Here is an 11680-nt window from a genome sequence, read left to right on the forward strand (position 1 = left end):
GCGAGGCCCGCAAGACGTACGACGCCGTCGCCGCCGAGCTGACCGGCATCATCGAATCGGCGCAGCGCGCGCTCGCAGGCGAGGCGTCCGGCGGATCGGTCCTGGTGTTCAACGCGGCCCCGCACGCCAGGGCCGGAGTCGCCGCGGGTGGCGCAGGGCCGGTCACCGGGTCCGGCGGCACGGAGCTGCGCGCCCGGGAGGGTGGCGGCCATGTGCTGGACAACGGGCTGCTGCGGGTCGAGATCGACGGCCGGGGTCTTGTGGTGTCGGCCTACGACATCGCGGCCGGGCGGGAGAGCGTCGCGCCGGGCGAGGCGGCCAACCTGCTCCAGATCCACCCCGACTTCCCCAACCAGTGGGACGCCTGGGACGTCGACTCGTTCTACCGGAACACCGTCACCGATCTGACGGAGCTGGACGAACTCACCCCGCTCGAAGGGGAGTCGGCGGCCGTCCGGGTCGTACGCACCTTCGGCGCCTCGAAGGTGACGCAGCTGCTCACCCTCGCACCGGGGGCCAAGCGGCTCGACATCGACACCGAGGTGGACTGGCACGAGACGGAGAAGTTCCTCAAGGCGGCCTTCCCGCTGGACGTGCACGCCGAGCGGTACGCGTCGGAGACCCAGTTCGGCCATGTGTACCGCGCCACCCACACCAACACCAGCTGGGAGGCGGCCAAGTTCGAGGCGTGCAACCACCGCTTCGTCCAGCTGGAGGAGCCGGGCTGGGGGGTCGCGCTCGTCAACGACTCGACGTACGGACACGACGTGACCCGTACGGTCCGGGCCGCCGACGCGGGCACGACCACCACCGTCCGGGTCTCGCTGCTGCGCGCGCCCCGCTACCCCGACCCGCAGACCGACCAGGGGGTGCACACCTTCCGGCACGCGCTCGTGCCCGGCGCCGCCATCGGCGACGCCGTCAGGGAGGGCTACCTGATCAACCTGCCGGAGCGCCGGGTCACCGGCGCCGGTGAGGTGGCCCCGCTGGTGACCGTCGACAACGACGCGGTCGTGGTCAGCGCGGTGAAGCTGGCCGACGACGAGAGCGGCGACCTTGTCGTACGGCTCTACGAGTCGCACGGCGGCCGGGCCAGGGCCAGGGTCGGGGTGGACCTCGGGGTCGGCGGGATCGCCGTGACGGACCTGCTGGAGCGGCCCCTGGCCGACGTACCGAGGCCGGAGCTCGACGACGGGGCCGTGACCCTGTCCCTGCGGCCGTTCGAGCTGATCACGCTGCGTCTGACCCGCGTCTGACCCGCGTCTGACGCGCGTCGGACGGTGACGGGGATCCGGCGGCCGGGTTCAGTGGATCCGGCCGCCGGGTCCGCCTGCTCCGCCCGCGTCGTCTTCGTCCGTAACAGGCCCTGGGCTCTCACCCAGGGCCTGATGCGCCACGAGATGAAGAAACTCCCGCTCGTTCCCCGCCAGCCCCGCCGCGCCCAGGGCCTCGTCGGCCTCGGCGATCGGGGCGGCGAGCAGCGGGGCCGCCAGGGACGCCTGGGCGGGGTCGTCGAGGACGGCACGCACAGCGGCCAGGAGCCTGAGATAGGCCCTGGCCGCTGTGCGTTCACCGGACGCGTGGGTCGTGCTGGACGTACTGGTCATTTCGGCTTCCTCCCCATGAATCTGTCGGACCCTCAAGTCTGGACGAGGGGTCTGACAATCCGGGGCGCAGGCGCGGGGCGCTTGGGGAGGCGGGGCGTGCGGAGCGGCGCGGGGCGCCTACTCCTCGACGAGCATCCCCTCGCGCAGCCGCGCGATGATGCGGTTCAGCAGCCGGGACACATGCATCTGCGAGACGCCCAGCTCGGCGCCGATCTGCGACTGGGTCATCTCCCGGCCGAACCGCATCTCCAGGATGCGGTGCTCGCGCGGGTCGAGCTGCTCCAGCAGCGGGGCCAGGGCGTGCAGATTCTCGACCTTCTCCATGGCGGGGTCGGGCTCGCCCAGGATGTCCGCGAAGGTGCGGCTGTTGGCGCCGGTCTTGCCCTCGTCACCGGTCGGCATGTCGAGCGAGCCCGCCGTGTAGCCGTTGGTCGCGACCAGGCCCTCCACGACGTCGCTCTCCTCGATGCCGAGCATGGCGGCGAGTTCGGCGACGGTCGGGTCCCGGTCCAGCCGGGTGGCGAGCAGTTCCTTGGCCTTGGCCAGCTCGACCCGCAGCTCCTGGAGCCGGCGCGGCACATGCACGGCCCAGCTGGTGTCCCGGAAGAAGCGCTTGATCTCACCGACGATGTAGGGGACGGCGAAGGAGGTGAACTCGACCTCGCGCGACAGGTCGAACCGGTCGATGGCCTTGATCAGGCCTATGGTGCCGACCTGGAGGATGTCCTCCATCTCGCCGCCGCCCCGGTTGCGGAACCGGCTCGCCGCGAAGCGCACCAGGGACTGGTTCATCTCGATCAGCGTGTTCCTGGCGTACTGGTACTCGGGCGTGCCCTCCTCCAGTACCTGGAGCTGGTCGAAGAACAGCTTCGACAGGGCGCGCGCGTCCCTCGGGGCGATCTTGCCCGGGTCGTCGATCTGCGGCAGTGCGTCCGCCGCTTCCACCGGCCCCGACGCCACGGCACTTTCTGCCTGCTCCGTCCTGGCAGCGTGCACAGTGCTGGTCGTCATGACATCACCCTCCCGAGCAAGCGGATCGTCCAGGAGCCCTTCTGCCCGCTGAGCACACGCTCATTCACCCCAGGTCCGCGATTCGGTGGCGCGCATGCCCGTTATCCCTTGCAGGGAAAAATACTTACCTGCCACTCGGGGCGGTCTCCAACTGATCGCCGGGAGCGGGTTTCCGCAGGCGGCCCCTGTCCAACGGCCTTGCGGGCGGCCGGATGTGGCCGTCGATACGTTGACGTGAGGCAATCCATTGGATTTATTGGAGCACGATGAATTTTCCTGAGATCCCCGAGAGAAGGACCGGCACGTGACCGATCGACCGATCGCGGCCCTGGCCGTCGACCCGGCAGTGGCCGACCTGGTATTGCCGGCGGATCTGCGTGAACGGCTCTCCCGCAGCGTGCGGTTGGCGCCGACGTCGCTGACAGGACCGCCGGGCGACCCGGCGGTCCGCGCCACGCTCGCCGAGACCGAGATCCTGCTCAGCGGCTGGGGCTGCCCCCGGCTCACCGCCGGACTCCTGGCGCTCGCGCCCCGGCTGCGGGCCGTCGTGCACGCCGCGGGCAGCGTCAAGCCGGTGGTCAGCGACGCCCTCTGGGAGCGCGGCATCGTCGTCTCGTCGGCGGCGGACGCCAACGCGGGCCCCGTCGTGGCCTTCACCCTCGCGGCGATCACCTTCGGCGCGAAGCGGACCCTCAGCGCCGCCGCGGGCTACGGGAGCGGCTGGCCCTCGACCCAGGAGCGGGCCGGGGCCGACGGCAGGACCGTGGGCATCGTCGGAGCCTCCCGGATCGGCCGCCGCGTCATCGCCGCGCTGCGCGCCTCGGACGCCGGGTACCGGCTGCTGCTCACCGACCCGTACGTCACCGACGAGGAAGCGACCGCACTCGGTGTGGAGCGGGTCGACCTGGCCGAACTGTGCCGCAGGTCAAGCGTCGTGAGCGTGCACGCGCCGCAACTCCCCGAGACCGAGGGGATGGTGAGCGCCGAGATGCTGGCGCTGATACCGGACGGCGGCAGTGTCGTGAACACCGCGCGCGGCGCGCTCGTCGACAACGAGGCGCTGGCCCGCGAATGCGCCTCAGGACGGCTCGACGCCTACCTCGACGTCACCCACCCGGAGCCGCTTCCGGCCGGACATCCGCTGCTCGCCCTGCCCAACGTGCTGGTGACCCCACACATCGCCGGGGCGCAGGGCAGCGAGGTGCGCAGGCTCGGCGCTTACGCCGTCGCCGAGGTGGAGCGGTACCTCGCGGGAGAACCGCTCCAGGGCGGCCTGGGCAAGGCCGATATGCCCCGGCTGGCCTGAGCCGGCACGTGCGGGTGGCTGACGGCGGCGGGCGCCGTCAGCCACCGAACCGCGCGTGGGTGCGCAGCCGAGGCGCGAAGGTGGTGTGGAAGACGCTGGACGCCGCACCGACGGCCGCCGCCGCGTCGTTGAGCGTCGAGAAGGCGACCCGCACCTCGCGCACCCGCCGCGCCACGGGGAAGCGGTTCACGGCCGCCGAGATCTCCGACAGATACAGGTCCGCCACCTCCGGGGTCACCGCGGGACCGCCGACGATCAGCAGATCGGTGTCGTACAGGTCGGTCATCCCGACCGCGCCGCGCGCCACCACCCGCGCCACGTCCCGCACCGCGTCGACCGCGCGTGCGTCGCCGCCCGCGGCGGCGGCGCAGACGGCCTCGTACGCCCCGTCCCCCTCGACGACGAGTCCCGCGGCGGCTGCCTTCTCGATCACGGCCGAGATGGGCGCGCACTCCGGGATCATCTGCGGGCCGCCCTCCGGGGTGAGCTTGCCGAGGGTGAGCGCGCACAGCTCGCCGAACTCGCCCGCGTTGCCTGACGAGCCACGGAAGATGTCGCCGTTCAGGAAGGCGCCACTGCCCGCGCCCGCACCCAGATACAGATAGACGAAGTCGCCGGCGCGCTCGGCCGCGCCGAGCCAGCGCTCACCGACGGCCGCAGCCGTGGCGTCCTTCTCCAGCAGTACCGGCAGCCCCAGTTCGCGGCTCAGCTCCGCGCGCAGCGGCACCTCGCCCCAGCCCTCGAAGAGCGGCGGATCGAGGATCAGCCCCGCGTTGACGTCGAGCGGGCCCGGCGCGGCGACCCCCACCCCGAGCAGGCTCGCGGTGACGGGCCGCACGGCCTCCACCGCTTCCGTGGCCATCCGGACCATCTGCGCGATGCACCACTCGGGGTCGCGGCGGCTCGTCAACGCGAGCTGTCTGCGGTCCCGTACGCCACCGCACAGGTCGACCACCACCTGCGTGATCATCTCCGGGTCGACATGGATCCCGATCGCACAGGCGGCGTCGGGGCGCAGCCGCAGCGGCACCCGTGGTTTGCCCTTGCCTGCCGAGCGGCGTGCGTCCTCGGTGAGGAATCCCGCGGTCAGCAGATTGCGGGTGATGCGGGAGACCGCCTGCGGGGTGAGCCCGGTCTGTTCGGCTATCTCCACCCGGCTGAGCGCGCCGGCGACCCGGATGGACTCGATCACCAGCTTCTCGTTGAACGAGCCGAGCGCCAACTGGTCGAAGGCGCGGTGCGCGACGCGCGTCGAGGGCGGCTGCGGATTGCCGTCGCCGGGGCGCTGCCAGAAGAACGGCTCGGTGGTGGCCGTGGCGGAGTACACCCGCGCGGACTCGGTCAGCGAGTCGAGGACCCGGCGCGCCTTGTGCGGATGGTGCAGCAGCTCCAGCTGGGCGATGACACCGACCGTCCCCGCCCAGCCCATGGACGCGCTCGGCCGCAGCCGGGCGATCCGGTCGGTGCCGAGCTGCCCGCCGTCGACCCCCCAGGCGATCACGGACAGGGCGCGGCCGGGGTACGTCTCCGCCAGCACCCGCAGCCGTTCGCCGACCGGCGGATGTCCGGCCGGAGCGACGGGAACCACACCGCCCCCGGATCCGCCGTCCCCGCCAACGCCCCCGGCCCCGGGCGCCGGTTCGACGCCGCTCCGCCGGTGGATCTGGCGCAGTCCGACGGCCAGCGCCGCGTACCGCGACTGGCGCTCCTCCGCCCGCGCCGGCGGTGTGTGCCGCTGCCCCGCCCGGTCGCTCTCCGCGAGGACGACGACGGCCGCGCCGCCCGGCTGCGTCCACACGGCGAGCAGTTCGGGCCGGTGTGCGCCGAGCGGCGGGATCGTCGGCAGCTGTACGGGCCCGTCGAGGACGCCCTGCGACGTGGCCCAGCGGTGCCACACCCTGCTGAGCGCGGTGTGCGAAAGCCCGAGGTGGTCGGCGAGCGACCGGGCGGACCAGGTGTGCTGCGGCGCCGGCGGCCCCGCCAGTGTGGTCGCGATGACGTCCGCCTCGTCGATCCTCGGCGGACGCCCACTGCGCGGCTGGTGTTCGAGCCCGGCGATGCCGCGCGCCGCGTAACGGCGGCGCCAGGCGGTCACCGTGGGCCGGGACACGCCGAGCGCGCGGGCGCTGTCCGACACCGACACACCGGCGGCGGCGTCCCGCACTATGCGCACCCGCACGGATCTGTCCTCGCGTGCTTCCGCCCACGACCGCAGCTCGTCCAGCTCATCGGCGGTCAGGGAGAAGTCAGTTGCTCGATGCATGGCCCCATCCAACAGGCGCGCCGTCATTTGTAAAAGTACTTACTGGCCGTCAGCCCGGCCGGGAGGCGCCTGCGCGCGGACCTGCGCCTCCTTCGGCGACACCGTACACCCCGGTGTCGGAATGCGCTTTCTACGATGGCACGGCAGGGTCCTGGCACGTTGAGCCGATGTGCTGCCCGGCAGGATTTACCTGTTCGAAGCATTGACGTAAGGCAATCCATTGGATTTACATAATCATCGCCGGCTTGGTGCTGCCCGGAGACGCCCGTACCTTGATGAAAGGGCTTTCATGCTATGACCACGCTCGATCAACCGGCCGCACGGCCGGAAGCGGCGGAGCCGCCGCCCACCGGGGAGGGCCGCACAGGGCGGCGCGACCCCCGGCGCAAGCGCGACATGGCGATGTTCTGGTTCCTCATACCGGGTGCGGTGGTGCTGCTCGTCTTCCACTACATACCGCTGCTCGGCAACGTCATCGCGTTCCAGAACTACCAGCCGTTCATCGGCATCATGCACAGCACGTGGTCGGGCTTCGACAACTTCAAGGTGCTGTTCAACGGCGACGCCGCCTTCGTCCACGCGTTGGTCAACACACTCGAACTGACCCTGATCCAGGTTGTGTTCGTCTTCCCCGCACCGATCCTGCTGGCCCTCGCGCTGAACAGCCTGGTCAGTGAGCGGATCAAGAAGTGGGTGCAGAACGTTCTGTACCTGCCGCACTTCCTGTCCTGGGTCGTGGTGGTCTCGCTCTTCCAGCAGATGCTGGGCAACGAAGGTCTGCTCAACCTGTTCCTGCGCGCCCACGAGATGGGCAGCTGGAACATCATCGGCAACCCCGAGCTGTTCAAGACACTGCTGACCTCCGAGGTCATCTGGAAGGACACCGGCTGGGGCACGATCCTCTTCCTCGCCGCGCTCTCCCGCGTCGACCAGAACCTGTACGAGGCGGCGGCGGTGGACGGCGCGAGCCGCTGGCGGCAGACCTGGCACGTCACACTGCCGGCCCTCAAGGGCCTGGTGATCCTGCTGCTCATCCTGCGGCTCGGCGACGCGCTGAGCGTCGGCTTCGAGCAGATCCTGCTCCAGCAGGGCGGTGTGGGTCTGGAGAACAGCGAAGTGCTCGACACGTACGTGTACAACAACGGCCTGATCGCGGGCCAGTGGGGCATCAGCGCGGCCGTCGGTCTGGTCAAGGGAGTCGTCGGCGTCGTGCTCGTCCTGGGCGCCAACAAGATCGCCCATTTCTTCGGCGAGGAAGGTGTGTACCGCTCATGACGACGCTGTCACCCACCCGGCCGGTGAGCCGCAGGCCGAAGCGCGCGTACAGCGCCATCCCGGGCGAGACCCCCGGCACCCCGCCGTGGCGCGCCTTCAAGTCGCTGATCCTGCTGATCTGCGTCGTGCTGGTGCTGCTGCCGTTCCTCGCCATCATCTCCACGTCGCTCGCCGACGCCAAGCAGGTCAACGCCGCCGGCGGCTACGTCCTGTGGCCCGACCACGCCTCGTTCGTCTCCTACCAGGCACTGCTCCAGGGCGGTCTGGTCTCCAAGGCGATGCTGGTCAGCGTGGGCGTCACCGTCGTCGGCACGGCGCTGGCGCTGCTCTGCTCCATCACCCTGGCCTACGGGCTGAGCCGGCCCGGCAGCTTCGGCCACAAGCCCGTGCTGATGCTGCTGCTGATGTCGATGCTCTTCGCCCCCGGCATCATCCCCAGCTATCTGATGATCAAGCAGCTGCATCTGATCAACAGCTACTGGTCACTGATCCTGCCCACCATGATCAACGGCTTCAACGTGATCGTGCTGCGGTCCTTCTTCATGAACCTGCCGAAGGAACTCATCGACGCGGCCCGTATCGACGGCGCCTCCGAACTGACCATCCTGCGCAGGATCGTGCTGCCGCTGTCCAAGGCGTCCGTCGCCGTGATCGGCCTGTTCTACGCGGTGACGTACTGGAACGCGTTCTTCAACGCGCTGCTCTACATCAACGACGCGTCGAAGTGGCCCATGCAGATGGTGCTCAGGACGTATGTCGTCAACAACTCCCAGCTCGGGGCGGGCGAGGTCGCGGCCGCCGCCGGTGCGCCGCTGCCCCCCACCCAGTCGCTCCAGGCGGCGATCCTCGTGCTCTCCATCGTGCCGATCGTGATCGTCTACCCCTTCCTGCAGCGGCACATGAACAAGGGCGTGATGGTCGGGGCGGTCAAGGGATGACCAGTCGCACACCGACCGGGCCACACCGGCACACCGGTCGCACCCCCACCCGTCCAGCACCACACGAGAGGAGACTGCCGTGAACTCGGCACTCAGCCGCCGGGGCTTCCTCACCGGAGTCGGCGGCGCGGCGGCGGGCCTGGCCCTGGCCGGCTGCGGGGACGGCATCAACATCCCCGCCGCGTCCAACGCGAAGGTGGAACTGCCCACGTACATCCCGTACAAGGGCGTGCCGACCTCGATGCCCAGCTCCAACGCCGGCATCACCCCCGGCTATCTGCACTACCCGGCGAACCCGGTGAAGTCGCTGCCCGATGGGCCGCCCGCCAAGGGGCCCGGCATCGACATCATGACGCTGATCTTCAACCCGGTGCCCCCGCCCGCGGACCGCAACGTCATGTGGGACAAGCTCAACAGGTCCGTCGGCACCGAGCTGAACTACCAGATCACGCCGGTCGGCGACTACCCGAACAAGTTCGCCGTCACCATCGCGGGCGGTGACCTGCCGGACGCCATGCTGATGCTGCTGCAGAGCGCCTCACAGCGGCCGCAGATGCTGGCGGCGCTGTTCCAGGACCTGACCGAGCATCTGTCGGGCGACAACATCCGGGACTACCCCTACCTGGCGAACATCCCCACCGCCTCCTGGGCGCCCACCGTCAACAACGGCGGCATCTACGGGCTGCCGATGCCCCGCATGCTCTCCGGCGGGCCCATGTACACCCGGATGGATCTGCTCAAGGAGAAGGACCTCGACCCGAACCCGAAGAACTTCAAGGAGTTCATGCAGCTCTGCAAGGACCTCACGGAGCCCAAGAAGAGCCGCTACGCGCTCGGTGACCCCATCACGGCCTTCGACTTCGTGATGCAGATGCTGCACGGGCCCAACCAGTGGGGGGTGAAGGACGGCAGGTTCACCTACTACTTCGAGACCGAGGAGGCCAAGCAGACGCTCGACGCGGTGCGCCGGCTCACCAAGGCCGGTGTCATGTACCCCGACGCCTACAGCGTCGTGGGCAAGGTCAAGGACTGGTTCGGCAACGGCCAGATCGCGCTGAACCCCGACGCGCCCGCCGCCTGGAACGACTTCTACACCACCTACGCCGCCGGCACCAAGGACTTCGAACTCGGCTACATGATGGCGCCCGGCTTCGACGGCGGTCCCGGTGTGCAGTGGCAGGGCTCGGCCAACTACGCCGTACTCATCCTCAAGAAGGCACCCAAGCAGCGGATCAAGCAGATCCTGCGCGCCATGAACGCGCTCGCCGCGCCGTTCGGGACCGACGGGTACCTGCTGCGCAAATACGGTGTCCAGGGCGACGACCACACCCTCCAAGGACCGGACCCGATCCTCACCCCCAAGGGCCAGTCCGAGGTCAACCTGCCCACCATCTTCACCACCGACGCGCCGCAGGTGCTGTACTACCCGGCCAAGCCGGACATCGTCCCCGTGCAGTACGCGTTCCAGAAGGCCGCGATCCCGGTCCTGATGCCCAACCCGGCCGAACCGCTGTACTCGGCGACCAACGGCACCATCGGCGTCGCGCTCAAGACCGTCCTCGACGACCAGCGCAAGGGCATCATGCAGGGCCGGCTGCCGGTCGGTCAGTGGGACGGCATCATGAAGAAATGGCGCAAGGACGCCGGGGACAAGATCCGCGCCGAATACGAGCAGGCTTGGGAGAACCTCCACCGATGACCCGTACCCCCGCGGCCGACCGCGCCCACTGGGAGCAGACGGCAGACCAACTGCTGCTGTCCGTAAGGCCGTACGCGACCGAGCAGCACGCGCTGCTGAACCTGCCCGGCGTCCCGAGCGCCAACGGCGTCTGGAGCGACGGCCTCGAAGGATTCGCCCGCACGTTCCTGCTGGCCGGCTTCCGGCTGGCCGGGGCGGGCGGCGCCGACCCGCACGGGTTCGCCGAGCGGTACGCGGCGGGGCTCGCCGCGGGTACCGACCCGACGAGTCCGGAGCGCTGGCCCACCTTCGCCGAGTCCAACCAGGCCAAGGTGGAGGCCGCTTCGATCGCCCTCGCCCTGCACGAGACCGGACCGTGGATCTGGGACCGGCTCTCCCGGCGGGTCCAGCAGCAGGTCCTCGACTGGCTCGGGCTGATGGTCGGCACCGACATGCCGGGCAACAACTGGGTCTGGTTCCAGGCCGTCACCGAGGCGTTCGCCCGCGGCGCCGGCGGCAGCTGGCGCCAGGAAGACCTCGACCGCACCGTCGAGGTCACCGACCGGTGGTACGCGGACGAAGGGTGGTACTCCGACGGGCTCACCGGCGGTGAGCACCGCAACTTCGACCACTACAACGGCTGGGCCATGCACCTGTACCCGCTCTGGTTCTGCCGGATCTCCGGCGACGCCGCCCCCGCGGGACTGCTCGACCGCTACCGCGACCGGCTGCGCCGCTTCCTCGCCGACCAGCGGCTGCTGGAAGGCGGCAACGGCTCGCCGCTCATCCAGGGCCGCTCCATGACCTACCGCCTCGCCGCGCTGGCCCCGGTGTGGACCGGTGCGCTCTTCGACGCGACCCCCATCGCCCCCGGTGAGACCCGCAGGCTGGCGTCGCACATGCTCGACCACTTCACCGCGCACGGCGCGACCGACGACCGGGGCGTGCTCACCCTCGGCTGGCACCGGCCCTTCCGCGGTCTGCTCCAGGTCTACTCGGGACCCGCCTCGCCCTACTGGGCGAGCAAGGGCTTCGCGGGACTGCTGCTCCCTCCCGACCACCCCGTGTGGACCGAGGAGGAGCGCCCGCTCGCCGTCGAGCAGGGCGACTTCGCCCGCACCCTGACCGCGCCGGGCTGGCTGCTGTCGGGCACCGCGTCGGACGGTGTCGTACGCGTCGTCAACCACGGCAGCGACCACGCGGATCCGGCGCGGCCGCACTCCGACGACCCCTGTTACGCACGGCTCGGCTACGCCACCCACGCCGCGCCCGACATGCCGGCCGACCCCACCGGCGGCCCCGTCGACTCCACGGTCACCCTCGTGGACGCCGACGGCAGGGCGGCCCACCGCCGCCCGCTGCGGCGGATCTCCGTCCAGGGCGCCACCGGGGTCTCCCGCAGCCGCGCCCACTGGCCGGAGCGGGAGACCTGGGACCCCTTCGGCGGTCCCGACTGCCCGTACCGCACCGGGCCCTGGGTCACCGTCGCCTCCGTACTGCGCGGCGCCGTCGAGATCCGGATCGCCCGGGTCGACCCGGCGGCAGAGGAGGACGGCGAAGGACCCTGGCGGCTGCGGGCCGGCGGCTGGGCGCTGCCCGTAC

At 70.5% G+C, this 11680-nt stretch carries 9 protein-coding genes; 6 read left to right on the plus strand and 3 right to left on the minus strand.

The window, feature by feature from the left end; genetic code table 11:
* Nucleotides 1-1256: glycoside hydrolase family 38 C-terminal domain-containing protein (locus HY68_RS25245; protein ID WP_041992661.1), on the plus strand; the 1256-nt coding region annotated here is incomplete at its 5' end.
* A 48-nt stretch (nt 1257-1304) separates the two neighbouring features.
* On the opposite strand, the gene HY68_RS45440 is transcribed toward HY68_RS25245, so the two are convergent.
* Together HY68_RS45440 and HY68_RS25255 are read right to left on the minus strand one after the other, a co-directional pair.
* On the minus strand, nt 1305-1607 hold the full coding sequence (locus HY68_RS45440) for a hypothetical protein (RefSeq protein WP_041992665.1): 303 nt from the start codon (nt 1605-1607) through the stop codon (nt 1305-1307).
* Between the two features lie 117 nt (nt 1608-1724).
* Nucleotides 1725-2618 carry an RNA polymerase sigma factor SigF gene (locus HY68_RS25255; protein WP_041992667.1) on the minus strand — a complete coding sequence of 298 codons (894 nt, stop codon included), beginning with the start codon at nt 2616-2618 and terminating at the stop codon, nt 1725-1727.
* Between the two features lie 304 nt (nt 2619-2922).
* Between HY68_RS25255 and HY68_RS25260 the strand changes: the two genes are divergently transcribed.
* Entirely contained in the window at nt 2923-3924 is a 1002-nt protein-coding gene (locus tag HY68_RS25260; protein ID WP_041992669.1) for a hydroxyacid dehydrogenase, read from the plus strand.
* Between the two features lie 37 nt (nt 3925-3961).
* Here the strand turns inward: HY68_RS25260 and HY68_RS25265 are convergent, their stop codons facing one another.
* Nucleotides 3962-6187 carry an ROK family protein gene (locus HY68_RS25265; RefSeq protein WP_052457177.1) on the minus strand — a complete coding sequence of 742 codons (2226 nt, stop codon included), beginning with the start codon at nt 6185-6187 and terminating at the stop codon, nt 3962-3964.
* Nucleotides 6188-6481: 294 nt separating this feature from the next.
* On the opposite strand from HY68_RS25265, the gene HY68_RS25270 reads away from it, so the two are divergent.
* From HY68_RS25270 to HY68_RS25285, 4 genes are all read left to right on the plus strand, one after another.
* Nucleotides 6482-7462 carry an ABC transporter permease subunit gene (locus HY68_RS25270; protein ID WP_078863773.1) on the plus strand — a complete coding sequence of 327 codons (981 nt, stop codon included), beginning with the start codon at nt 6482-6484 and terminating at the stop codon, nt 7460-7462.
* A complete protein-coding gene (locus HY68_RS25275; protein WP_041992672.1) occupies nt 7459-8400 on the plus strand; it encodes a carbohydrate ABC transporter permease in 942 nt (313 codons plus the stop codon). Before HY68_RS25270 ends, HY68_RS25275 begins: the two co-directional genes overlap by 4 nt.
* 79 nt (nt 8401-8479) lie before the next feature.
* Nucleotides 8480-10099, plus strand: coding sequence for an extracellular solute-binding protein (locus tag HY68_RS25280; RefSeq protein WP_041992675.1), 1620 nt, complete (start codon nt 8480-8482; stop codon nt 10097-10099).
* The coding region (locus HY68_RS25285) for a DUF2264 domain-containing protein (protein WP_041992678.1) at nt 10096-11680 on the plus strand (1585 nt) is incomplete at its 3' end. The genes HY68_RS25280 and HY68_RS25285, both read left to right, overlap by 4 nt.

The organism is Streptomyces sp. AcH 505 (assembly GCF_000818175.1).
GTDB lineage: Bacteria > Actinomycetota > Actinomycetes > Streptomycetales > Streptomycetaceae > Streptomyces.

Bases quoted from the DNA above. Each gene is read 5' to 3' on its own strand.
- HY68_RS45440 (WP_041992665.1), bottom strand. From the start codon at position 1,607: ATGACCAGTACGTCCAGCACGACCCACGCGTCCGGTGAACGCACAGCG.
- HY68_RS25255 (WP_041992667.1), bottom strand. From the start codon at position 2,618: ATGACGACCAGCACTGTGCACGCTGCCAGGACGGAGCAGGCAGAAAGT.
- HY68_RS25265 (WP_052457177.1), bottom strand. From the start codon at position 6,187: ATGCATCGAGCAACTGACTTCTCCCTGACCGCCGATGAGCTGGACGAG.
- HY68_RS25270 (WP_078863773.1), top strand. From the start codon at position 6,482: ATGACCACGCTCGATCAACCGGCCGCACGGCCGGAAGCGGCGGAGCCG.
- HY68_RS25275 (WP_041992672.1), top strand. From the start codon at position 7,459: ATGACGACGCTGTCACCCACCCGGCCGGTGAGCCGCAGGCCGAAGCGC.